General features: G+C 49.9%; 17 protein-coding genes. 12 read left to right on the top strand and 5 right to left on the bottom strand.

Going from position 1 to position 25,576, the window contains the following annotated elements; all coding sequences use genetic code 11:
• The first annotated feature begins 144 nt into the window (after positions 1–144).
• From QN379_RS17350 to QN379_RS17330, 5 genes are all read left to right on the top strand, one after another.
• Entirely contained in the window at positions 145–396 is a 252-nt protein-coding gene (locus tag QN379_RS17350; RefSeq protein WP_416186835.1) for a hypothetical protein, read from the top strand.
• A 245-nt stretch (positions 397–641) separates the two neighbouring features.
• Complete coding sequence (locus QN379_RS17345) at positions 642–1,376, top strand: rRNA pseudouridine synthase (protein ID WP_322239291.1); 735 nt, start codon at positions 642–644, stop codon at positions 1,374–1,376.
• A gap of 266 nt (positions 1,377–1,642) precedes the next feature.
• The gene (locus QN379_RS17340; protein ID WP_416186886.1) at positions 1,643–2,725 is read left to right on the top strand and encodes a methyltransferase; all 1,083 of its coding nucleotides are present in this window, start codon (positions 1,643–1,645) and stop codon (positions 2,723–2,725) included.
• A gap of 153 nt (positions 2,726–2,878) precedes the next feature.
• Complete coding sequence (locus tag QN379_RS17335) at positions 2,879–3,094, top strand: hypothetical protein (RefSeq protein ID WP_322239287.1); 216 nt, start codon at positions 2,879–2,881, stop codon at positions 3,092–3,094.
• A gap of 219 nt (positions 3,095–3,313) precedes the next feature.
• Positions 3,314–8,689, top strand: a complete 5,376-nt coding sequence (locus tag QN379_RS17330; protein WP_322239285.1) for a DUF4011 domain-containing protein — start codon at positions 3,314–3,316, stop codon at positions 8,687–8,689.
• A gap of 79 nt (positions 8,690–8,768) precedes the next feature.
• On the opposite strand, the gene cls is transcribed toward QN379_RS17330, so the two are convergent.
• The gene (gene cls, locus QN379_RS17325; protein WP_322239283.1) at positions 8,769–10,190 is read right to left on the bottom strand and encodes a cardiolipin synthase; all 1,422 of its coding nucleotides are present in this window, start codon (positions 10,188–10,190) and stop codon (positions 8,769–8,771) included.
• A gap of 423 nt (positions 10,191–10,613) precedes the next feature.
• On the opposite strand from cls, the gene QN379_RS17320 reads away from it, so the two are divergent.
• The 4 genes from QN379_RS17320 (at position 10,614) to QN379_RS17305 (ending at position 15,788) form a co-directional block, all read left to right on the top strand.
• Complete coding sequence (locus QN379_RS17320) at positions 10,614–12,428, top strand: methyl-accepting chemotaxis protein (protein ID WP_322239282.1); 1,815 nt, start codon at positions 10,614–10,616, stop codon at positions 12,426–12,428.
• A 314-nt stretch (positions 12,429–12,742) separates the two neighbouring features.
• On the top strand, positions 12,743–13,684 hold the full coding sequence (locus QN379_RS17315) for a DnaJ C-terminal domain-containing protein (RefSeq protein WP_322239281.1): 942 nt from the start codon (positions 12,743–12,745) through the stop codon (positions 13,682–13,684).
• A gap of 2 nt (positions 13,685–13,686) precedes the next feature.
• Positions 13,687–14,004: a chaperone modulator CbpM gene (locus tag QN379_RS17310; RefSeq protein ID WP_322239279.1), complete on the top strand. Its 318-nt coding sequence runs from the start codon at positions 13,687–13,689 to the stop codon at positions 14,002–14,004.
• A gap of 227 nt (positions 14,005–14,231) precedes the next feature.
• On the top strand, positions 14,232–15,788 hold the full coding sequence (locus tag QN379_RS17305; RefSeq protein ID WP_322239277.1) for a CHAD domain-containing protein: 1,557 nt from the start codon (positions 14,232–14,234) through the stop codon (positions 15,786–15,788).
• 213 nt (positions 15,789–16,001) lie between these two features.
• Here the strand turns inward: QN379_RS17305 and fnr are convergent, their stop codons facing one another.
• Positions 16,002–16,703: a fumarate/nitrate reduction transcriptional regulator Fnr gene (gene fnr / locus QN379_RS17300; protein ID WP_322240704.1), complete on the bottom strand. Its 702-nt coding sequence runs from the start codon at positions 16,701–16,703 to the stop codon at positions 16,002–16,004.
• A gap of 673 nt (positions 16,704–17,376) precedes the next feature.
• Here fnr and QN379_RS17295 point away from each other — a divergent pair.
• Together QN379_RS17295 and QN379_RS17290 are read left to right on the top strand one after the other, a co-directional pair.
• Positions 17,377–17,784: a hypothetical protein gene (locus tag QN379_RS17295; RefSeq protein WP_322239275.1), complete on the top strand. Its 408-nt coding sequence runs from the start codon at positions 17,377–17,379 to the stop codon at positions 17,782–17,784.
• Between the two features lie 308 nt (positions 17,785–18,092).
• Positions 18,093–19,235, top strand: a complete 1,143-nt coding sequence (locus QN379_RS17290) for an SLC13 family permease (RefSeq protein ID WP_322239273.1) — start codon at positions 18,093–18,095, stop codon at positions 19,233–19,235.
• 98 nt (positions 19,236–19,333) lie between these two features.
• Here QN379_RS17290 and QN379_RS17285 read toward each other — a convergent pair whose 3' ends face one another.
• Positions 19,334–19,933 carry a YceI family protein gene (locus tag QN379_RS17285; RefSeq protein WP_322239271.1) on the bottom strand — a complete coding sequence of 200 codons (600 nt, stop codon included), beginning with the start codon at positions 19,931–19,933 and terminating at the stop codon, positions 19,334–19,336.
• Between the two features lie 113 nt (positions 19,934–20,046).
• On the opposite strand from QN379_RS17285, the gene arfB reads away from it, so the two are divergent.
• Positions 20,047–20,460, top strand: coding sequence for an alternative ribosome rescue aminoacyl-tRNA hydrolase ArfB (arfB, locus tag QN379_RS17280; protein ID WP_369124730.1), 414 nt, complete (start codon positions 20,047–20,049; stop codon positions 20,458–20,460).
• 45 nt (positions 20,461–20,505) lie between these two features.
• On the opposite strand, the gene QN379_RS17275 is transcribed toward arfB, so the two are convergent.
• Positions 20,506–21,150 (bottom strand): hypothetical protein, encoded by a 645-nt coding sequence (locus tag QN379_RS17275; RefSeq protein ID WP_322239267.1) that lies wholly within the window; start codon positions 21,148–21,150, stop codon positions 20,506–20,508.
• Positions 21,151–21,173: 23 nt separating this feature from the next.
• Complete coding sequence (locus QN379_RS17270; RefSeq protein WP_322239266.1) at positions 21,174–25,220, bottom strand: Pls/PosA family non-ribosomal peptide synthetase; 4,047 nt, start codon at positions 25,218–25,220, stop codon at positions 21,174–21,176.
• Positions 25,221–25,576: the final 356 nt, after the last annotated feature.

The following is a 25,576-nucleotide window of genomic DNA, read 5'->3' as shown; positions in this document are numbered from 1 at the left end:
AATACAGTAGGGCGGAAGGCAGACTGCTTATCCGCCCTATTTGGTCCAGGAGTCTGTCGGATGTGTTTCTGTCCTTACGGTTAACCGGCTGCAAAATGATTGCGCGACAGCCTCCTGGCGTTAAGAATAAATTGGAGTAACACCATGACAATGACCTACGAAGAATATCTGGATGAAGTCACCACGGTATTGACTGAAAAGTATGACCTGATTGATGCTGCGGCGATCAAGCACGTGATGCGCGCGCAAGCTGCTGATTTTTTTACTTTGCACGATGATCATGCTGAACTGCGCACCAAAGAGAATGCGGCGCTGGATGCGGTAAAGATTTTTGAGCAGAGAAACAAGTCGCGCCCTGAGGCATTTCATGGACGGTCTAAAACCCCCGTTAAATGAAGACGTTAAATCAGGATGTATGAGGACGCACAAACACGCACAAATACGTATAAATACGGCAAGCGAAATGCGAAATCACGCCGTAAATTACGCCGTAAAAATGATGCTGACAATCATTGCTTTTTAGATACATCGTTACGTTTGTCATTGCTGGCTAAGGCCAGCATCGATGTCGGACCCCGTTCAGCATTCTCCCTAACACCTGCGCTGATTACAGAAGCGCCTATTCAATTTCGACCTTTGCCATGACAGAATCCGTCCGCCTCGCCAAACACCTCTCCGAGCTAGTCTCTTGCTCTCGTACCGAGGCTGAACAATATATTCAGGGCGGATGGGTCACCGTGGACGGCGAAATCGTCGAGGAGGCCGGTTTTAGGGTGCTACCGCAACATAGTGTTGCATTGCTGCCCGATGCTGTTTTGCAACCGGTTGATCCGGTCACTATTCTGCTGCATCTGCCGCTTGGTATTGATCTGGCATTCGATCCTTCCGACTTATCGCCGATTATTCAATTCTTAAGTGCAGCAAACCTTACGGCAGATGATCGATCGGGATTGCGGTTTTTAAAACATCATTTGGTCGGTCTGTCCGTGGTCAATCCTATTGAAGCCAAGGCAAGCGGTTTGGTCGTATTAACGCAAGACTGGAAAATTACCCGGAAGTTAGTCGATGATACGGCCAAGATAGAGCAGGAATACATCGTAGAGGTACGCGGCGATATTATTCCGGATGGATTGCAATTGCTTAGTTACGGGTTGAAATTCAGTGGCAAGCCTTTGGCACCGATCAAGGTCAGCTGGCAAAATGAAACGCGCTTGCGTTTTCCGCTGAAAGCCCCGCCACGCGGTTTGATCGCGCATATGTGTGAAAAGGTCGGGCTGGAAGTGGTGTCGATGAAGCGCATTCGCCTTGGTCGCGTGCCGATGGCTGGTTTGCCAGCAGGACAATGGCGCTATTTGTTGGGATATGAACGGTTCTGATTGACGTGATTTAACCCATTGCCATGACGGTTTTGCCTCAGTTGTCGTTGAATACTGGTCGAGCCAAAGCGTCAAATCTTCGGTACTTTCAGGTTTTGTGATTTCAGGCTTGCGGAGAGGATGCCCGTTTAAGCCGACTTTAATTAAGGTAGCACCATGTTTGCTCATTTCGTAGTATTCCCGATGCAATCATTCCAGATTCCGTTCGGTCTATCGGAGGCGTCGTTGTGAGTCAACCATCGCTGATTAGCTGGACCGAAAATGATATGTTGCAGTCGATGCGCTGGCATTCCGAAAGTGGCGCGCCCACACCTAAACGCGTGGTGATAGCGGATGACCGCATGACCGCAGATGCTGCTTTTCGTCTGGCATCTGAAGGCACGGCGATGTTGTGGCGCGGTGACTTTCAAAATGCGCGCCAATTGTTGCAGGCTTTAGCGCGGCGTACTGACCGAAAACCGCCAAAGCTAGCAACAACGCCTGGCGATGTGTTCAATTTTCATCGTCAGGCGCAATCGCAGCGTGGTCGTACTTTAGCCATGATATTGCTGCCGTTTGATGAAGATTATAGTATTCCGCTGAGGCGTGCGCCAGATGTCCAACAGGCTTGCCTGGAAGCTTACGGCGTCGCAAACGGTCCTTTTGTTGCCTCGTTGCGTGAGTTGCTTGGGGTGGTCGGCGCGCATGAGTGGCGCAAGAAAGGCGTGGAGATTCCTGCGCTTGGCGAGCGTATTCATCCGCATTACGGGGTGTTTTCTCCGGTGCGTGGCGAGTATATCGGCTTAGTAGCGGAAGCGCCGCTGCCAATGACAAACCTGGCATTCGATATCGGCACAGGAACCGGCGTGCTGGCGGCAGTGTTGGCGCGTCGCGGTATTGCCCACATAGTGGCGACCGATCTGGACCCGCGTGCCTTGGCATGTGCTAAAGAAAACCTGACCCGACTTGCGCTCACCCAACAAGTTGAGCTGATGCAGGCTGATCTTTTTCCGCCCGGACGGGCAGCGCTCATTGTGTGTAATCCACCGTGGCTTCCGGCGCGCCCAAGTTCACCTATTGAACACGCGGTATATGATCCCGATAATCGGATGTTGCGCGGTTTTCTTAACGGTTTAGTCGAACACCTTGCGCCGGGTGGCGAAGGCTGGTTAATACTATCCGATCTGGCTGAGCACTTAGCTTTACGTTCACGGGCAGCGTTGTTGGCGTTCATTGATGAGGCTGGCTTAATCGTCGTAGGCCGAATGGATGTTAAGCCACATCATCCAAAAGCTGCTGATGCGTCCGATCCGTTGCACGCGGCACGTGCAGCAGAAGTCACCTCGCTATGGCGTCTTGCGGCGCGTTGATCCCCCATTCTGGGCACTTTCAAAGTTAAAGAAAGTGTAAAAAAGTAAAGTATGCAAAAGTAAAGTGTAAAACGTTTAAGAAATTTGAAAAACGGTATAGTTAATAACGTCACAATTATCGCCGCCAATAACGGCAGAAAGCAGCTTCAAAATATGTCTATTAAACCTTCGCGGACGCTGACATTTAAATGTGAAAAGTGCACTAAGCCTGTGCAGGTTTTTTTGCAAAAAGTGTCGGCATGTTCCCATATTCAGCCTTATCAGGGACTCTGCAAGTGCGGCGAATTGAAGCGCCATGCCACCGGACAAAAGGCGGCGGTAGATTCTTATCTGGCATCCCCAACCGGCGACTGGTCGCATCACCATTAAGTGTGCACATTAGCGCTAGTATTGAACTTTATTGTTTAAGACTAATTCTTGCAGGGAATATCAGAGAGTCTGATTTCCTTTTCACCTTCCGATAACTTCAAATCCGTCATTAACGAGCAGTTTTAACATCGATAGAGCCTGCAATTTTGCATACGGGTTGGTATGATGTTGACCTTGGCGACTGAACGTCGCGCTGGATGATAAAAAGAAGAGGACGCAGTGTCGGAGAAGTTAGAGCAACCACAACAGTCACCACAGTCACGTCAGTTACATGTAGACGTGCCGCCGCTAGCGCTAGCAGAGATCACCATCGCAGCGCTGGTAGATGCCACGGTGAACTATGCGTCCTATCAAAATAATGTTCCGTTGATACGTAGTCTTTCGGTCCAGAATCATAGCGATGCGCCGCTCCTTGATGTCGAAATTGTCATTCGTTGCGAGCCTGCTTTTGCTGATCCGGTTCGATTGCGATTTGCACAACTTGATGCGCACCAGACACGCCGCATCGACCCTATCGATTTGAAAATTTCCCATCGTTACCTGGCTGAGTTGAACGAGGCTGAGCGTGGTCGCATTATCTTTCAGGTCATGGCGAATAATCATGAGGTTACCGTCGCAGAGCATGCAGTGGATGTGCTGGCCTATGATCAATGGGCCGGAACGCGGGCCTTGCCAGAATTATTGGCGGCATTCTCGTTGCCCAATCATCCGGCTATTGATCGCCTGATGGCGCAGTGCGGTGAGCTATTGCATAAAGCCGGTGCAGGACAAAGCATGAACGGTTATCAATCTAAAAACCGTGACGATGCATGGGCCCAGATTTCGGCTATTTATAGCGTTATCGGTGCGCTCAAGTTAAATTACATTAATCCAGCGGCGTCATTTGGAAACGATGGTCAAAAAATTCGTACGCCCGACCGGATTCTCAGTAGCGGTCTGGTCACCTGTCTCGACTCTTCGATGTTGTTGGTGTCGTGCATGGAGCAAGCTGGATTAAATCCCCTTGTCATCATTAAAAAAGGTCATGCGTTGGTCGGTTGCTGGTTGATCAACACGACGCTACCGAATGCCGTATTTGATGATGGACAAGCGGTTCGCAAACGCGTCGCCAGTGGTGAGTTGTTGCTATTTGAAACCACCATGCTGACGCACCGACCCGCAGCCTCGCTTCGGCTGGCCTGTGAAAATGGTCAGGAGCAACTACACGATGAGGATGCATTTCTTTTCGCTATCGATATAAAACGCGCTCGCATGGAGCAAATCCGTCCGCTGCCATTCCGTGTGCCAGCGAACGAGAGCGACGACATTCCGCAAGTGACTGAGGAACCACGCATCGAGCCGCCGCCGCTGTTGCCACCGCTCGATGGGATCAGCCTGATCGATGACGATGCACCCGTTGAAACTGCGGATGGACGTCTGGCACGCTGGAAATCAAAGTTGCTGGATTTAACCCTGCGCAACCGACTGATTAATTTTAAGCCGACCAAGGTGATGTTGCCGCTGTGCGTGCCAAATCCCAGCCATCTCGAAGATGAGCTATCAGATGGGAAGGAGTGGAAGTTTCGGCATCAGCCATTATTAATGGACGCTACCAATCCAGACGATCCGCGTGTCACGGCGATTGCCGTGCGTCGCAATGGTGAAGATCCGTTGATCGCTGCTGCATTGCAAGCGTTGGCAATGCACGAGTTGTTGGCAACTGTTGACGCTAAAAAGTTGGATGCGCATTTGTACGAAATCTACAGCGTTGCGCGTTTGGGTTTGGAGGAGGGTGGCGCAAATACGCTCTATCTTGCGTTAGGATTTCTACGCTGGACTGAGGACGATCGCGCTGAGAAAACTTTGCTTGCGCCGATATTATTGGTGCCGGTGACGCTGACGCGACAATCGGTCCGGGCCGGTTACTCGATCAAACGCCACGATGATGAAACCATCATCAATCCAACGTTGATTCAGTTGCTGCGAGAAAGATTTCAACTGACGATCAAAGGATTTGATCCACTTCCGGCGGATGGCAATGGCGTTGATGTGGCAAAGATCTGGCAAATTTTGCGTCTGGCGATCAATCACGTACCTCGGTGGGAAGTCTTGGAGGATGTCTATCTGGGGATATTTTCTTTCACAAAATATTTGATGTGGAAAGATTTGCAGGATCGCAGTGATCAGTTGAGACAGAATCGGGTAGTCAATCATTTGATCGAAAGGCCAACCGAATCGATGAGCCGCGGCGAAGATATCGGCATGCGCGCAGACATGGATCAGCGCCATACGCCGGAAAGTTTGTTGACGCCGTTATTAGCCGATTCTTCCCAGTTAAATGCTGTGAGTCGCGCGGGCGCCGGACATGATTTTGCGCTTGAAGGTCCGCCGGGAACAGGGAAGTCTCAGACCATTACCAATCTGATTGCGCATTTTTTGGGGCAAGGTAAAACCGTCCTTTTTGTCTCAGAAAAAATGGCCGCACTGGACGTTGTCCAACGCCGCTTGAATGCGATTGGACTTGGCCCATTTTGCTTACAGTTGCATTCTGCCAAAGCCAAGAAGTCCGAAGTTCTGGAGCAATTGCGCACTGCGATGAATATTTCTCAGCAATTTGCGGCGGGCGACTGGCAGCGCGAAGCTGATCGCCTGGCAACATTGCGCGAGGATCTGAATGCGTTGGTGCAAGCGCTGCATCGCACTTATCCGCATGGCCTGACCGTGCGCGGGGCGACTGACAGCGCAATATTGCATCAACAGCGTTGGACTGCTGCGCCCATGCCGTGGACCAATCCAGATACGCATCACCGCGCTGGTCTTGATAGCTTGCGTGAACTGGTGCGCACGATCCAGGTAGTAGTTGAGGAACTGGGCCCGATTCAACAACATCCTTTACGCCTCATCCGTCATAGCGCGTGGTCGAATGCCTGGGAAGATCAGTTACTCAACGCAATGGCCGAGTTGGACAGTGCCTCTGAGCAAGTACAAATTGCCGCATTGGCACTCGAACCGATGATGGCGATCAGTGCTGAGGCGCCATCGCTTGCATTGCTGGAGTTTTTTGATGCGCTAGCGGACGTTTTGCTGCAAGCGCCTCAAATACCGACCGGGATCGCCGCTTTCGGCGATGATCCAACTAAGCTTAATGCATTACAAAAGTTAAGACAGCATGGCGAGCGGCGTCACCTGTTTGCGCAGCAATTGGCGTCTTTAGGTTTTAAGCCGGAAATCGCGCAAGCCAACGGTGCGGAGTTGGCGGCGCTGTGGACAGCCGCTTCGCAAACCTGGTGGCCTAAGAGTTGGTTTGCGTCACGTGATCTGATGGCGCGTTTGATGCCGCACACGCAACAACAACAGCAACCATCGGCTTCCGATATCGTGGCGATGCTGGACGCCTTGCGTGGATTGAATCAAGAAGATCAGGCCTTGAATCTGGCGCAGGCGCAAGCCACGCAGTGGTTGGGGGCCGAGTATCAGGGGCCGCAAACTGATTGGGCAGCCGTCGCGCGTTACGAGCAATGGGGCCAGCAATTTGAGTTGGTCCTTGCACGTTTTGCGACCATCACTGACGGCGTTATGGCTGCAACTTTGGCGGAACGATTGCGCCAACTTGTTCATGATCAACGTGCCGATCTGGGGCCACAAGGTAGGTTATCGCTACACTTGGTTGCGTTCAAAAATGCATTCCGCGAATTCACGCTCAAACTGGCATTGGTGACCGAATATTCCGATGCCGGAGTTGATCTGGCTGGCGCTAGCCACGCGGCGGGTTTGCCGACTCGGGTGCGCGGTGTATTGGCAGGATGGCGCGCACAGCAACGCGGATTGCGTAGTTGGTGTAAGTGGCGCGGATTGCGCAAGCAGGCGGTGGATGCTGGTATTTCCAGCGTAGTGCAGGCGATCGAACAGGACCGTATTGCGTTGCCGGAGTTGATTGATTACGTTGAATATTCCTATCAGGTGTGGTGGCTGAAAATCATTACTGATCAGGAGTTGGTTCTGCGTAATTTTTCCAGCGCGGACCATGATCGGAAGATTCGAGAGTTCCGTGCAACCGATGCGCGATTTCAGCAACTGACTGAGCAATACCTTCACGCGGTGCTGGCGGGTAAAGTACCGCGGATTGACGCAGGTCAAAAGCCGGATGCCGAAATGGGCTTGGTACTGCGCGAGTTAGCTAAGCAAAAAGCGCATTTGCCGGTACGGAAATTGGTTCGCGGAATTCCTACTTTATTACCGAAGTTAAAGCCTTGTTTGCTGATGTCTCCGCTCTCCGTCGCGCAATACCTTGACGCGGCGCATTCCAGTTTTGATTTGGTGGTGTTTGATGAAGCCTCGCAAATTTTGGTGTGGGATGCGGTCGGTGCTATTGCCCGCGGCAAACAATTGGTGGTGGTCGGCGATCCGAAACAACTGCCGCCTACTAGTTTCTTTGCACGTGCCGATGATGAAGACGATCAAACCGCTGGGGACGGTGAAGATACTGTGGTCCATGATCTTGAAAGCATATTGGATGAATGTTTGGGCGCGGGTATGCCGACGCTCAGACTGGAGTGGCATTATCGTAGCCGTCATGAAAGCCTGATTACGTTCTCCAATCATCGCTATTATGACGCACGGCTGATTACTTTTCCCTCGCCTGTGACACAAGATCAGGCGGTGCGGCTGGAGTTGGTATCAGGCGTCTATGATCGCGGCGGCAGCCGTACCAATCGCGCTGAAGCCAACGCCATTGTTGCTGCTATCGTGGTTCACTTTTCAGATGAAAAACGACGCCAGTTAACGATGGGTGTGGTGACATTTAATCAGACTCAGCGACGCCTGATTGAAACATTGCTGGATGAAGAGCTACGCAAAGCGCCAGAGTTGGAACGGCATATTGCTGAACACGGTCCAGAAAAATTATTCATCAAGAATCTCGAGAATGTGCAGGGCGATGAGCGCGATCTGATTTTGTTTTCGATTGCTTATGGTAAAGATGCTGCCGGTCGCATGCCAATGAACTTCGGGCCACTGAACAAAGAGGGCGGTCATCGCCGCCTTAACGTCGCGATCACACGGGCGCGCGTCGGCGTGACGATTTATAGTTCGATACGGCCCGAAGATATCGACGTTTCACGGACACGTGCGACCGGTGTCATTGATCTGAAAAATTATCTGGAATTTGCGCAGAAGGGACCGCGAGCGCTGGTTGAGCAATCCATTCCGACCGGACGCGAACCCGACAGCCCATTTGAAGTCGAGGTAATTCGCGCATTGCGCAATCGTGGCTGGATTGTCCATCCGCAAGTTGGATGTTCAGGATATCGACTCGATATCGGCGTCGTTCATCCCGACCATCCAGGCACGTTTTTGCTTGGTGTTGAGTGTGACGGTGCTACTTATCACTCACTACCAACCGCGAGAGATCGCGATCGATTGCGGCAGTTTGTGCTGGAAGGATTGGGATGGACCTTGCACCGTATCTGGTCGACTGACTGGTGGACCGACTCTGAACGGGAAATGGCAAAACTGGAGAAGGTGCTGAACAAAAAACTCACCGAATCGAGAGTAGATATGGCGGCCGTGACGGAGGCGACGCCATCCCTTGTCGTAAATAGCGAGATGGCGCGATAGTTATCATTCAGTCTCTATGATTGATTCGCTACGGATAAGTTGAAGGCCCGAATTAATGCTCACTAACGGATAAACAGGTTTACAGCACGGGACCAAACAAGCGGGCAACATGCATCGCCACACGGTGTAAATAAGAGGAGCGGGCATATTCCTCTGTGCCGATTTCTATTGCTTGTTTAAAATCCTCTTGCAGCATTGTTTCAACTTCACTGGCGAAAGCGACGTCGATATTCAGGGCGGCGATTTCGAAGTTAAGCCGAAGTGACCGGTTATCCATGTTCATGCTGCCGATGGCGGCAGTATTGTCGTCGATCAACATCACTTTTTGGTGGGTGAAACCGGGCTGATAGCGAAACACGCGGATTCCGGCGCGGACCACTTCATGCGCATAAAGTGTTGACGCCAGGAATACGGTACGGTGATCTGGGCGCGAAGGCAGCATAATGCGAACGTCGACGCCACGGAAGACCGCTAGTTGCAACGCGGCGATCAGCGCTGAATCCGGCACTAAATAGGGCGTGGTCAGCCAGATGCGCTTTTGTGCAGCATGAATCAACTGGACAAAGAACAGCGAACAAGTCTCTTGCGCATCCGCGGGACCGGTAGCGGCGATGAGGCTGGTGGCTGAGCCATCGGTTGGGCGGGGCGGTAACAACGTGAGTTGCTGGCCGGTGATCCAATGCCAATTCTCGTCAAACGCCAGTTGCAGGTCGCCGACTGCGGGGCCTTGCAATTCCATATGCGTATCGCGCCACGGTGCCAACGGCGGTTTACGTCCAAGATACTCCTCGCCGACATTGAGTCCACCGACAAAGCCCCTAGACCCATCGACCACGACTATTTTGCGATGATTGCGGAAATTTAGCTGGAAGCGGTTGCGCCATCGTCGCGTGGCGAATGGATGTACCTTTACGCCTCCATCGCGCAGGACGTTTCCATAGCTACTCGGCAAATCATGGCTGCCCACACCATCGTAAAGCAAATAGACGCTGACGCCAGCGGCAGCGCGTTCTAGTAGTGCCGCCTGAAGTCGGCGACCAAGTGCGTCGTCCTTGATGATAAAAAATTGCACCAAAACATAGTATTCGGCAGCAGCGATGGCAGAAAAAATGGCTGCAAATGTCGCTTCTCCGTCTATCAGTAAGCGCAAACGATGTCCGCTGAGAAAGGGTACGCCAAGCATGGCGCTGATTGCAGTGTAACGTTGTGCGGCGGGGTCGGGAGGGTATTGTCTGACCAAATCCAGTTGATCAGAGTCATCCAGTTTGCGCTTGCGGGCCACGCGTGAGTGATGCAGTTCTACGTATCCGGTGAAGTGTTTACTTCCTAAAAATAGATACGGTAATAGTGAAAAATAGGGCAGAAGTACGAGTCCAAATACCCATGCTACCGCGCCTTGTGAAGTACGGGTATGCATTAAGGCGTGTGCGGCGGCGATGACGCCAGCGACGTGTAAAAGAAAGACAGCGGCAGAAATCAGCCCAAGTGGCACAGCGTGCATTCAATTAGCTCCGATTTTGTAAATCTTACATTTTAAATAAAAAAATAATACGATTTCTTAAATGCCGCGCTTGATGGGGCGAAAGACTTGCTCCCTGCGACTTTACCTCATTTAAATTCTTACTTCATTATCACTATTGGCAAGTGGGTTGGTTTGATGAAGCTGACCTTGTTTTTGGCGTTCCTGCAAATCCTGCGAAGACTTTGCAGGAATATATTCGGAGCATCGGTCAGTGCGACGAATCAGCGCAACAAGACCACGGATAGAGAATAAATCACCGATGGAAGCCGCAAAGCTTCATTTTTATCGGGTAACTGCCGTTAATGCAAAGGCAGCAAGAATGTTACCCGGGAATCATGCACAGCCCTCCCGCAGACATATTTCCTTGTTGGCAAACAACGAAATATTATAGGAGACCTCGCTGTGAATAAGCTTACTTTTACCCAAAAACTCTGGTTGCCGCTAGTTATTAGCCTGATTGCGCTGCTGGCTGTATCCGTTTTCGGTGCATATCAATCCCGTGAAATTCGTATCGAAGAGAGAAAAAATGATCTTAGACATATTTCGGAAGCAGCAATCGGCGTGATCGCGCAGTACGGTGCGCTTGTCGATAGCGGCGCGCTGAGCAAAACCGACGCACAAAAACAAGCGCTAGAGCGCGTCAGAGCAATGCGGTACGGCAAAGATGGCTATTTTACGATCTCATCCTTTTCACAAGTAGTGATCATGCATTCCATCAAGCCAGAAACGAACGGGCGCGATTTGACCGATTTTAAGGACCCGGAAGGTAATTACGTCTATCGCTTGATATCTAAAGCAGCGGCGCAATCTGGAGGCGGTTTTGTACACTATGTCTGGCCAAAGGTAGGAACAACAGAGTCGTTTTCCAAGATTTCCTTTTCAATAGCTTATCAGCCGTGGGACTGGATAGCCACTACGGGCGTGTATGTGGATGATATTGACAGCGCTTTCATGGTGTCGTTGTACCAGGCTGGTTTATTACTGATGGGGATCGCGATCTTAGTCATCATATTTGCCACTTTTACTAATCGTAGTATTTTGCGCGCCATCGGTGGCGAGCCGGAATACGCGGCTGATATCGCAAACCGGATCGCAGCAGGTGATTTGACCTTGCGTATAAATACGCGTCCTGGTGATGATCGCAGTCTGATGTATGCCATGAAATGCATGCGGGAGTCTTTGGAAAAAACAATTAATACAATCAAGAGGTCGGCCGATACAATTGCCACTGCGTCCGGGCAGATCGCCGCTGGCAATATGGACTTGTCGAGTCGGACTGAACAGCAAGCCAGTTCGCTGGAGGAAACAGCGGCCGCGATGGAGCAACTGACATCGACTGTCAGGCAAAATGCAGACAATGCTAATCAGGCAAATCAACTGGCGGTCAGTGCCTCCGACGTGGCGACCCACAGTAGCGTGGTGGTGGCGCAAGTGGTTGACACCATGGGCGCTATCCGGACTTCATCAAAGAAGATTGCTGACATCATTAGTGTTATTGACGGGATTGCTTTTCAGACCAACATTCTAGCTCTGAATGCGGCGGTCGAGGCGGCCCGAGCGGGTGAGCAAGGGCGCGGTTTCGCGGTAGTGGCGGCAGAAGTGCGGAATCTTGCGCAACGGTCTGCAGGCGCAGCCAAGGAAATCAAAGCCCTGATTGACGACTCTGTCGCCCAGGTCGGCAGCGGGAGCAAATTGGTCGAACAGGCAGGAGTGACCATGAGCGAGGTCGTCAGTAGCGTCAAACGCGTGACCAATATCATTGGTGAAATCGCCACCGCAAGTAAAGAACAAAGCGATGGTATTGAACAAGTCAATCACGCCATTAGTCAAATGGATCAAGTCACGCAACAAAATGCGGCACTAGTGGAGGAGGCAGCGGCAGCGGCGGGTTCTTTGCAGGATCAAGCGACGCATTTGACGGAGAGTGTGAGTATTTTTAGATTGGACAATAGCCAGGAGGTGCGCGCCGCACAAGCGTTTGCGGCTACTTTATCGGGCCATTCAAAGGGGTTAACTGCATCGGAATCAGAATCGTCGAGGCGAATAGTCCAGCCGCATGTCAATGCAGCGATGAAGAAGGGCGCGACCAAAGCGACCGCTCAGGCTGTCGTTCGACCGGCTACACGATTGCCGCAGATGAACAAAACTCTGGCGCGCGAATCAACGTGGAAGGCGCCTGTAAAAAATATTAATAGTGACGATTGGACGCAGTTTTGAATGTTTCACTACGAAAATAATAAGCGTTATGCCAATGTTCTGAGTAATCAAAAAAAGCGGATGTATCCCAAAATTGTGTGGCAGTAATAGGTAAATTGGATTTTTCGGGATGGAAGTCTGTAAGCGATGCTTAATACGCGATAACCCGTGATTGGTCGGCGATTACGCAGTTATCTTGTTTTAGGCATTTTTCCTTTGTGTCTGCATACACTCCTCTTCATATACAGTAAGATTAAAGCTTGGAAGCAAATCGATGGCCATTCTTTGCGACTAGTCGACCTGTCCATCGATCAAAATTTATTCTGGGCGCGAATATGAAATTCAAAGACTATTACAGTGCCCTTGGTGTCGAAAGAGATGCCACCACTGCGGAAATAAAACAGGCATACCGTAAGCTGGCGCATAAATATCACCCCGATGTCTCCAAAGATCCAGACGGTGAGGAAAAATTCAAAGAAGTCGCCGAAGCTTACGCCACGCTGAAAGACCAGGAAAAGCGCGATGCTTATAACGCGCTAGGTCGCCATCAGCAGGGAGAAAACGTTCAGCCGCCCAAAGATTGGCAGCAAACCTTTAACGATTCTGATGCTGGCTTCGGCGACGTCGATATGGCCGACATCCTGGCTGCCTTTGCGGCTTCCCGCCATGAAGGTGGACAACCGCGTCAACGTCGCCCTTCCCACGGGCAAGATTATGAAGTCAAGGCCCCGATCACACTTGAGCAGGTTTATGTCGGCGGCGAAATCGATGTGAATTTGAGTTTGCCGGAATATGATAAACAAGGTTTGATTCATCGCGTACCGCGGACCTTCAGAGTCAAGGTGCCAAAAGGAGCCGAAGACGGTCAGCGGTTACGCTTGCCAGGCAAAGGTGGGCAAGGGAGTAATGGTGGCAAAAACGGCGACCTTTATGTCGTCATGGTGGTTATTCCCCACCCGTTTTATCGCGTCAGCGAAAAAGATCTTTATATCGATCTGCCGCTGTCTCCATGGGAAGCAGTGCTGGGTGCGACCGTCCAGGTTCCCACTTTGGGCGGTACTGTTGAGTTGACGATCCCGCCCGCTACGGCGGCTAATCGACAATTTCGTCTGGCCCGGCGGGGTCTCCCTTCCGCCAACGGCGAAAATGGCAATTTGTTTGCAGTTGTTCGGATTGAGGTACCAAAGTCGGCGACGCCGGGTGAGCAAGCCTTGTTTGTAAAACTTGCCGCCGAATCAACTTTTAATCCTCGTGCACACTTCAATACAGGAGGTTAGTGATGCGTACGCATATTGTGGAAGCGGTATGGCTCAATGATGCAGGCCTTTGTTCGCTAGATCAGTTGGCAGATTATTCCGGATTGACGCTGGCCGAATTGCAGGATTTGGTCGAGATGGGCGAAATTGCACCGACCAGCGTTGATGCGGAAAATGATCTTTATCAGACACATTACATCGTGATTGCCAGAACGGCGCGACGTTTGCGGGATGATTTTGAGCTGGATGGTCACGGCCTGGCAGTAGCGCTTAATCTCCTAAGACGCATTCGTGAGCTTGAGGCACAGCTGACGCACGCGCAGGCAAAATTGCCGCAATGACTGTTTCGTGGTGGGTGTAATATGTTGGTGATGGCAGATCAATAAGTTTTCTACGGCTTGAACGCTGACTGCGCAGCATTTCATCATTAAATTATTGCGAAAACGAAGAGCCGTCGATTCTACTTTTATGCTTTTGTGCCGTTGAATTTGATTAGATTGATATTCGGTAAGCCAACACTCCGCATGGCCATTAATAAAACAAAGCGGCGCCACATCCAGAGATTGTGATGGAAATAGAATTAAAACTCCTTATTGCCCCAAGTGCGGTTAGCGCTTTTAGACGGCATCCTTTGTTAAAGCAACTGGCGATCGCCAAACCTTACCAACAACAACTTGTCAGCACCTACTTCGATACGCCGGATTGTTATCTAATGCGCCATCGGGCAGGATTTCGGGTGAGGGAAGTTGATGGCAAATTAATCCAGACATTGAAAGCGGGCGGTCAGGTCGACAGTGGCTTGCATCAGCGCAACGAATGGGAGTCCGAAGTCACGGATCTCAGGCCTGACCTGCCGGCAATTCAGGCACTGTTGAAACCCCGATCCAGATGGTTCAAGCTGTTGGGTCGACCACAGTTGATGCAGCAACTCGCCCCTGTATTCACTACGCGGTTTCAGCGGCGTATCTGGATGTTGCGTTTGCCCGAAGGTGACGAAGTAGAGTTGGCTCTCGATCAGGGCCAGATTGTCTCTAGTCATGGCGACGGCGTTATTAGTATCCCGATTAGTGAAATTGAACTGGAACTTAAATCGGGGAAGGCAGGAAATTTATTTGCCTTAGCATTAGCGCTGCAAGAGACGATAGCACTAAGCGTCGGTAATATTAGTAAGGCTGAGCGTGGTTACGGATTGTATGCACCGCAACCACCGGCGATAACAACGGCAAGCGCTCTTGCATTATCAGATAAAAAGACGATAGGAGAGGGTTTTCAGATAATTCTTGCCCATTGTCTGGAGCAAATTCAAGGTAACGAAGCTGGCATTAAATACGGGACCGATGCCGAGAGCGTACATCAAATGCGGGTTGGCGTGCGCCGCCTGCGCTCAGCGCTCGTGATTTTTAGAGACCAGTTAGCAGAACCGGAGTTTTTACTGGAGGAGTGCAAGTGGTTGGGTAGACACTTAGGAAGTGCACGTGACTGGGAAGTGTTTGCTGGTCCTACACTGGCCGCCGCGACATTCGGTTTCAACGGACCGCGGACCGTTATGCCGTTACAGAAAAAAGCCGCTGACTTTGCGAAGAAGAGCAGAAGTAATGCTGTCAAAGTTCTCAACTCTAGCCGGTATGCACGTCTTATATTGATCTTGGGCGCATGTATCCATGATGCAAATCAGCAGTTAGGGAAAAAGTCGGACACTGCCACCTCGCTACTGGAACGTGCTAATGCACCGTTGCGCCCTTTCGCCACTGCGCAGTTGCGTAGATATCAAAAGAAACTACGTCAGCGCGGAAAGGGGCTAAGTGCCATCGATGCGACAGAGCGTCACAAATTACGGATTGCGGCAAAAAAAATGCGCTATGGATTAGCGTTCTTTTCTTCGTTATATTCTGCAAAAAAAATCAAAACGTATCTTGCCGCCCTTAGCGTGCTGCAAGATACGTTAGGCGAATTAAACGATGCGCGTGTAGCTGATGGTTTATTACAGCAATGTACAGCGGGTAAGCCAAGACTGGCCGATGTTTCTGGATACGTGCGCGATTATGTCTCAGCGCATAACGAAATCAATCTTAAAAAACTCCATAAGCAATGGAAAAAAATTAAGCAGGTAAAGTCGCCTTTTTAAACGTAACAAATTGGTAGGCCCGATTTGATGTTGTGATCCGTTAGTGTTGCAGGAATAGCGAAAAGGTTAAGAGACAGCGACAGTAACGGCAGATGTTTCACAGCTTGGTTGACGTAAGGCATTACTACCGCCTGATATTTTTATCTGCTGAGTAGATTGGCGCTACTCTTTTTTGGACTTTCGCTCTTGGGTGGTGACTTTTTCACAGCTTGGTTACTTTCCCTCTACTAACATCAGCAAAGCGGGAACGTCTAATAATGTAATTTCGCGGTTGTTGACCTTCAACCATCCCATTTTTTTAAAATGAGAAAGCAACCGACTAATAGTTTCGTTTGTCAGTCCTAAGTAGTTGGCAATTTCTTCTCGAGACATCCGTAATTGAAAATTCGTAGCTGAATAGCCGCGATTTTTATATCGGGTCGAAAGATTGAGCAAAAAAGCCCCAAACCGTTGCTCTGCGCGAAGATTCCCTAATTGCAGCATGGCGTTATGATCTTGTGCAATCTCATGGCTCATCATGCGATGAAAATAATGCAGCATGATCGGGACATCTTTCAAGAGATTTTCCAAGTCCGAAAACGGCACTTCACAGACTTCACTATCCTCCAGCGCCACTGCGTTACATTGATGCCGATATGAGCTGATGGCCTCCATCCCTAGTAATTCACCGGTCATTTGAAATCCGGAAATATGGTGAGCTCCGTTGGCATTAACTTGATATGTCTTGAAATGCCCGACACGAATAGCATACAGATTGACGAATGGATCGTTCATCCGATAGAGCGCACTATCGCGCGTAATGCGCCGTCTATGTTTAACAATTTGATCCAATCGATCAAGTTCGGCCTCGGTGAGTCCGATTGGAAGGCATAGGTCGCGCAAATTGCAGTTCCCGCAATGCGTCTTTACGTTCATGACGTGTGTCGGATGTGGGGAGAGAAATGGGACTGTATTAACCATCGTGACTGATCCCTTTAAAAATAAAAAGACGCGGACGGGATGCGATATTTCTAAACCAGAATCGCCACTAAGGCGTTGATTTTCTGATTTGTTGACGATAAATTTTGATGTGGATCAGTTATTAATGTTGTCTTTATGATTACAATTGTAATCGCAATTAACTGTTCTGCAAGTCAATTTTGGAGCTTATTGCAGTCATGGGGATCACAGATTTTTAGGTGTGTTAATTTTTTGTTGATCGTATCGCTTTTTAGCCAGTATTGATCTTCCAAGGATATTTCAACAATTCGTCCAATTATGTAAGCCGTTCTCGATATTGTGGGCCAGTCAGCAGATATGCCACTTGTTGAGGTTTGAGCTCAATAGACACAGGTACAACCCGTGGCTTCGATACTGAATAGAATTTTCTTGAAAGTACGAAAATAGAGGATAGGCTGAATGGAGAGCTTTCGTTAACAAGTGAAATTGCAGGACTTATCTGGCGTCAACTATTCCTGCTATTTATTGACGTGTCATACCGGTTTTATTTATTAACCTGTTATCACGGCTCCCTTATAGGATCACTGATAAGACGTTCCAATAAGACGCTCAAATCACGCCCATGTGATGGGCCTACCGGGGAATGTACATGAAACGCACCATCAAAGTAGCTAAATCGAATATTGGTGTTTTATTGCTCTGGGCTTTATTACCTTTGTGTTTTTACGAAAACACGTTCGCAGAGTCGCCCGATACGCGACAAAAAATATATGGTGTAGAAGTACAACGGGATACCTATTTAAAAGCGGTGCGCCAGCAAATTGCCGACTTAAAAATCAAAATTGATAGTCTTAATGCTAAGGCCAAGAAGTCAGGTCGAGTTGCGAGACTGCGTATGGAGCCGACTATTCAAGGCTTTCAAAGAGATCTGAATGATCTTGATAAAAAAAGCATGGATTTGAAAAATAGTGGACTGAATGCCTGGGAAGAATTAAAAACCGACCTGGATGCTTCCATAAAGAAATTGCGCACAGCAGTTGAGGGAATGTCGCGTTAATACAAATCTATCTTCCCGCCGTCAAGCGATCCAATCTGCAATTACGCACTTACAGCGTGGAAATGATTGTTTCCACTAGTACTGCTGCGCTTTTCAAATACACTAAAGCAAAGATCTACGTGCGGTGCTCCTGCTTTTTCACGCTCACTGAGCGTGTATCGATATAATTGCGTTGAAGCAGTATTCTGTGTAGGCACAACGATTAGAGGGCGTTGATGAAAACGCCTTAAACGGTTCGTTCACCGTCGGCTAGTCGCCCGGAATTCGCAAACTTTACACCGATTTACAAAGTGTTTACTCGACCAACAATGACAAATATTATTAAACTATCGACAACTTCATCCTTATTTGCAACTTTATTTGAAACACTACGTAAAGATTATTTTTTTCTAATTTTATTCGTCATTTTGCTGATTTTGTCGGCTATTGCTCCCGAAAAAATTCAGCAGTATCCGCATTTGGTCGATTGGCCCACGATTGCGACATTGACCGGTTTGCTGGCGTTAACCAAGGGTGTTGAATTAAGCGGCTATCTGTCGCGCTTGGGTAGGCATTTAACGGTATTGATGCCAACTGAGCGCGCCCTTGCTGTTTTTCTGGTGCTCGCCACCGCATTTTTGTCGATGCTGTTGACCAACGACGTAGGACTGTTCGTCATGGTCCCGTTGACACTCAGTTTGCGCACCACGATCAAATTGCCGATAACCCGCCTGATTATTTTTGAAGCGCTGGCGGCCAATGCGGGTTCTGCGCTGACACCCATTGGAAATCCACAAAATCTTTTCCTCTGGCAGCTTTCACATCTCTCTTTTCAGGATTATGTGATCGCGATGTTACCGATGGTATGCATTTTTATGATTCCGCTGGTTTTATTGACCGTAGTTGCATTTCCCGGTTTAAAACTGATGGTTGAGGAGGATGCTGCGATGACCCCGATCAATAAAAAATTGCTTCTCATATCGCTGGCTATGTATGTGCCGTTTTTAATCATGACGGACAGGCATTATGCCGCCCCCGCTTTGTTAATGGTATTGGCGATCTTTTTATTTGCGCAGCGCAACGTGGTGGCGCGGATCGACTGGGCATTGCTGTTGGTATTCATTTTAATGTTTGTCGATTTACGACTGGTAGCGCAGTTGCCGATAGTTCATGCGTTGGTGGAGAGTGTCGGTCTTGCCGAATCGCAACGACTCTATCTTGCCGGTATCGTGGCGTCGCAATTCATCAGTAATGTCCCCGCTGCGATTTTGCTTGCGGAATATAGTGGCGACTGGCGATTGATCGCTTTCGGCGTTAACGTCGGCGGATTTGGTTTTATGTTGGGTTCACTCGCTAATATTATTGCGCTGCGTATGACACCGGACAAAAAGGCGTGGATCACCTTTCATGTTTATTCGATTCCGTTTCTTTTGGTTGTTGCTGCATTGGTGTATGTCTGGTTATTTCTTTAGAAGAGAGTATTTTTTCTTACCCAAATAGCTGTAACGCGGATTTACTTGGATGACTTCTTGTTTGATTACTCGATCATGAGAATGAAGCGTGGCAAGCATCAATAATCCTTGATCGCTTCCACTACGATATGCAGCGTGACCGCATCGCTGACAAAAGGTACAAAACGTCCCAAGTGGTAATTACTTCGGAGAATTTTGACGAAGCCATTCGCACCGCAAGCCCGCTTTCCGTACAGCAACATAAAGCGACAATTGAAATTGGTTATTTCCAGCGTCACGTTATGGGTGACATCTTTAATAGTTAGATCGCCCTGGACCTGCTTGAGATTGTCTCCGTCAAATAGTAACTGCGAAGAGGTAAATAGTATTTTTGGATATTTTTCGGCATCAAAAAATTCGCTGGCACGTAGTGCTTTATTAAATAACTCGGTACCGGTATTAACAGATGCTGCTTCAATCTCGATCATGATTTCACCGGTTCCTGCAGCCTGATCAAACGCAATGTAGCCGCTGGTACGATCAAACCGATTGCGCTGCATCGATAAGCCCCAATGGCTATATTCGAATGACGAAAACGTATGGTCGGAATCAATTGTGAAGTGCTCCGTCGCACCCGAGCTTGAACCAGCACTTGCGCTAAAAGCGAGGGCGATCAGAATGATTAACCCATTTTTTACTTTGATAACTTTGGCGCGCATCAGGACTTCCCTCTAGGTTAACGGCGTTCAACCTTGGTGTTTTCTGGTGGTATTAGGTTCTTCGAAATTGCCGCTTTATAATAGGCCAAATGTTCCCTCCTAACGATCAAAATTTGCTGGTTATCGCCGAAGGCCTTAGCATTCCTCTTGCAGAAGTTGAGATGACCGGCGTGCGCGCACAAGGGCCGGGAGGTCAAAACGTGAATAAGGTGTCGTCCGCTATCCATTTGCGTTTTGATATAAACGCATCGTCACTTCCTGTTATTTATAAAGAAAAACTGCTGGCGCTGCAAGATCAGCGCATTACCAAGGATGGCGTGGTGATTCTGAAGGCGCAACAATCACGCAGTCAGGAACAGAATAAGGTGGATGCGCTAGAGCGACTACGTGCGCTGGTATTAGGTGTGACCGTGGTACAGAAGCGTCGTCGCCCTACGAAACCGAGTTATTCTTCGCAGCTTAAACGTGTTGAAGGAAAAACCCGGCGGGGCAAAGACAAGGCGATGCGCGGCAAAGTGATTTTGTAGGGTTTGAGCCGAACGTCAAGCCAAGCTAAAATGAGACAACAAAAATTAAGGTTTGGCGGGCAATGTGGCGATAGTGCCGACCATGCCATTTGGCAACATCAGCGAATTTACGGCGCATTGGCGTAATGCTTTATCTAACCTTAAATCCCACTCTGTAATACCTAAACAGAGACATTTAAGACTCGCTTCATATCGCGTCCACTGTTCCGCAAATGCAATCGCACGCTGGTTTTCGGGCTTGCTCAAAATACGGTTATAAATAGTGCTTCCGAGATAGTCTTGGGCTACCTGTTGCCAATCAGAAATGCTGTCGGTTCGCATCGTATCGATACCGATTTTGCCATACAAGTTGATGGCTGCGAGTGAAAAACCAGCTTCATGGGTTATCGACAGTCCAATCTGCTGATGAGGTAAAGCTAATCGGATGGGGTGACCGGGTTCAGAAATCAAGGGCACCGATTGCGGTGACATATCAAGCAAAATACCGAGTGTTTCACGCAGCGCCGCACGGACTAGCTTCCGGGCGCTATCACGGTTTGTTGTTTGCGGTGTAATGATACTGATGGCGAGAATCAACGGTTTTAGCTCGCCCCCACCGACAGCCCTCATAGCGCGCACTTGCTGGATATGAGGAGCCGCTAGCGGCCAGGGAGTGACGGAGATTGGTTGCCCTGATTGATACGCTAGCATGATTCAGAGCGCGCAAATGACGTTCATTTCGATCCCTTTAACTCCGGTGCGGCAGGACAACCACGCCAACTGGTGCCAGCAGGTATTTGCTCGCCCTTCATAACAAGTGTCAGCGCGCCCAGCTTGGCGTTATCACCGACCACCGCGCTGTACAGAACTGCGCTCCGAGGCCCCATATAGACGCGGTTTCCGATGGTGACGTGATCGATCTTCATGACGCGGTCTTCGAACAAATGGGTTTGTGGACAAGCCAAAGCGTTGAGTTCGCTGTAGTCACCAATGGTGACGCAGTCAAATTCGGTAATGTCAGTGGTGTTGAGATACACGCCGCGTCCAATTTTACATCCCAGCAGGTTGAACGCCAGCGGTAGCCAAGGGGTTCCGCGCAGGTAATTGAGTAAGTTCGGGACAGCGATTCCCTCATACAGATTGGTTACGCCTTCAGATAGCCATACAAAAGGGGTCCACATTGGGACGCTGCATTTATGATAACGCTTTAATAATAACCATTTGATACAGACGATCCAAATAAACGTCCCGACGCCGTACATCAGCCCTGATAACGTCAGTAACCAGATTACTTCGCCCCAAAGTCCTGCACCGGCTAGCGGCATCAGGTTTAATACCAATGTATAACCGACGGCAATCACGATTGCGTGTGGTGAGACGATACGGAAGGCTTCTACTAAACCGCGACCAAGGCGGCGGCGCTTGGATGGTCGGAATGTTAAATGCTCAGGAAATCCGCTGACTTGCTCACGCGCTGGAAGGTTAATCGGCGGCGATCCTAACCAGACGTCGCCGTTGTGCATTTTGTCGTTGGCGGGTGCGCGCGAGTGAACGCCAATCAGGACGTTTTCTGGCAAAGTGGTGCCGTCGGGAATATAGGCACCATTACCGACAAAACTACGGCGTGAAATGACAGTTGGCTGCATCCGCATCCAGCCGCCGTCGATTTGCTCATCTCCAAGCAGAACGGCGTCGGCAATAAACGTTTCTTCGCCCAAAGTCAGCATATCCGGCACAACGCCCAGCGCAGTCGAAATTTCAGCGCCACGACCGACCTTGGCACCGAGCAGACGATACCAGAACGGTGCGTAAATGGTCGCGTATACGCCGTGCAGAACACTCAGGCTGGACTCCTGAATCTGGTTCACCAGCCATTTGCTGCAATATTTATTGCTCCGCACCGGCCAGCTACCGGCTTTGAGTCGCGGCAAAATACTCCAGCGAATGCCCGCCGAAAGTAACGCCGTACAGATAATCAACACCGCTGTCGCAGGGAAGGCCATCACAAAATATTTTGTTAGCTGGAAGGATAACTGATTACTTTGTAACCATGGGAAGCGGTCATAGTTATCAAGCCAGTCGATCAGAATAAAACTAGGAAAAACCGGCATGAAGAACAGCGTGGTGATCAGTAATGCGCCTAATAAAAAGAATATCGATTCGCCAACTTGACGCTTACGGGTTACGGGTGGTCGTGGTGAGTTAGAGCGTTTGTCGAAAGCGCCCATATCTCGCGCCGGTGAACCACCCCAAATCCGGTTCGCCGGGACGGACTGACCATCGCTTAGCGCGGACTGTCCTTCCAGATGGCCGAATTCTCCAATAGTCGTGTTTCCCTCCATGACGACGTAAGAACCAACGTTGGCTTCTCGACCAATCGCAATCTGCCCTATGCGCAATTCACCGTGCTCTACACGTGCATTTTCAAAATTGACAGCATTGCCTATCGTTGCGCCGTCTTCAATGATGAGCAAATCATGTACGCGTAACATAATTGAACCAATTAACACCTCCGAGCCAATCCGCGCGCCGAGTGCGCGCAACCACCATGTGTAAATCGATGAGCCGCTAAGCAAATAGGTCGGCGCTGCCTCAATCAGACGATCAGTCAGCCACCAGCGATAATAGGTTAATCCCCACAGCGGGTAGCGCCCGGGTTTAAGGCGTCCTAGAATTAACCACTTGGCAGCAATAGCTATGCCGAATTCAAAAAACGTTGCCAGTAAAAATACGCCGACCGACATGACAATTGCACGTGGAATTGAATCTCCAGGATCACCGGTAAAGAAGTGATACGTAAAAAATGGTGCGAGCCATTGCATCATCCGCATTGCCACTAACCATGGCACAGCTGCGGCTTGGGCGGCTCCACAGACCCAACGTTTCAACGACGATGGAGCGATCCAGGTGGTATCGACTGCAACAGGGATTTCGGGCACTTCTGATAAAGCTGCGGCGATGCGACCAATCACGCGATTCATGTAGATGTCGCGTACGGTGACGTGGGCAAAGCGAGGATCGGTTCGCAATGCGGAAGCAAGTCGCGCGGCAAAGAGTGAATGACCACCAAGATCGCTAAAGAAGTCGGCATCACGACGAATAGGTTGACCGGGGAATAATTTGATCAATGCGGCGAATAACGCTTCTTCGGCTACTGTTTCTGCTGTGTCCGAGCCAACGCTTGCTGTCCCGACGGGGCTGACCGTAAGTGGACGTATTTTGAGGGCTTTTCGGTCAATTTTGCCCGATGTCAGTCGTGGCATCTCGCTCATCAACTCAAAAAATCCCGGCACCATGTACGGCGGCAGAAGTTTCCCGAGCGCTGCGCGCAGTGTGCCAGTAGCAATCGTTGCACCATTTTCTGGAACAATGAAAGCGATCAGTTGATCGATACCGTCATCATTGCGCAATATGACCGCGACTGTCCCGACGCCGGGTTGTCGCGCCAATACTTCTTCGATTTCGCCTAATTCGACGCGAAAGCCGCGAATCTTCACTTGATCGTCGGTGCGGCCCAAACATTGAACGCGTCCGTCAGTGTCGATCCGTGCCAGATCGCCGGTACGATACAGGCGGCCATCATGTGCGCCGGATGACCACGGATTGACTAAGAATTTTTCTGCGGTCAGGTCAGGGCGGCCGAGATAACCAGCGGCGACGCCAGGGCCGGTGATACACAGTTCGCCGGTATCGCCACGCGGCATCAACGTCAGACCATTTTCAGTCGCGGGATGAATGATTAGCATGCCGTAGTTTGGCAAAGGTGAACCAATTGTCACCGGTTCGTTGGCACGTAATGCCGCTAAACTGGCAGAGACGGTTGCCTCGGTCGGTCCATAGGTATTAAATATTTGTAGTCCTGGTTTAGCCCATCGATTGACCAAAGCCTCCGGACACATTTCTCCACCCAGATTGATCAGGCGCAGGCTTGGGATATCTTGATTAAACAATGCCAGCAAAGTGGGCACAGCGTGCAATACGGTCACGCCGTTTGCGGCCAATGCCAGCGGTAATGCCTCTGGATCGGAGGCGAGTTCTTTTGGCGCGATCCATAGCGTCGCACCAACCAGATAGCTGATCCAGATTTCTTCAAAAGACATGTCGAAAGCGACAGAAAATCCTTGGTAAACGCGATCTGACCCGCGCACGCCCAGTACCGCATTTTCGCTACGCAGAAAGTGGCAGATGCCGCCTTGGGTGATTTCGATACCCTTGGGCTTGCCGGTTGATCCGGATGTATAAATGACATAAGCCGGATGGGTGCTTAACAAGCCAGTACGACTTTGAAGCGGCGTTTCCAGCGGCGTAAGCAGATTTTCTATCGTCCAGAGGTGGCGACCAAGGTTCTCAAGCCGTGATGAAAACAAAGCGCAGGTAACTATACCCGGTGCGCTGGCATCTTCGAGGCAGACTGCAATACGTTCAACTGGGGTGTCAGCATCTAATGGTAGCCATGCTGCACCGGCTTTGGCTATGGCGGCTTGCATGATGAGCAAATCAATTCCACGTGGAAGCCATAAGCCTACGATTTGGCCCGGTTTTACACCTGCGTCAATGAGTGCGGAAGCGGCGCGGTCGGCGGCCTGATTGAGTTCTTTATAAGTGACGCATCGGTCTGCAAAAATTAACGCGATCTGGTCAGGCGACCGCCGTGCGGTGTCCTCCAGAAGATCTGCGAGAACTTCGTTGCGTATGAGTTCTGGCTGAATGGGGCCAAGTAGAATGTCAGGATGAACAACGGCTACTATTTCAACGATGCGAGCGAGCGAGGATGAGGTCATGAAGGGTGGTGCGGATCAAAGCAAAGATGTTAACACGGGCGCAATCTCGTAACATCGTCGCTTAAGAAATATCGCAGCCTTTTCATCAATTCAGCAACAACAATTGATAAACAACGGTTAAATCAGACTGAGTGCGACCTATCAGAAGTTGACGCCTGTATGTGGTGGTGGCGATAACTCCGGTCGGTTGGCGTAATTTGTCGCAAAATAATACCCACGTGGCCATTGCTGGCCGAGTGGGTATGCATGTTGAATAGATCCATTTTTAAAAATATTTAGACAAACGCCCCAATTTTCTCCACCACGGCATTACGTACCGATCCGGTGACCACAAACGACTGCGCCATCAGAATATC

The sequence above is a fragment of the Glaciimonas sp. Gout2 genome (genome assembly GCF_035018905.1).
Classification (GTDB): Bacteria; Pseudomonadota; Gammaproteobacteria; order Burkholderiales; family Burkholderiaceae_D; genus Glaciimonas.
Note: the sequence above shows the minus strand (reverse complement) of the source record. Positions and strands in the feature narration are given on the sequence as shown.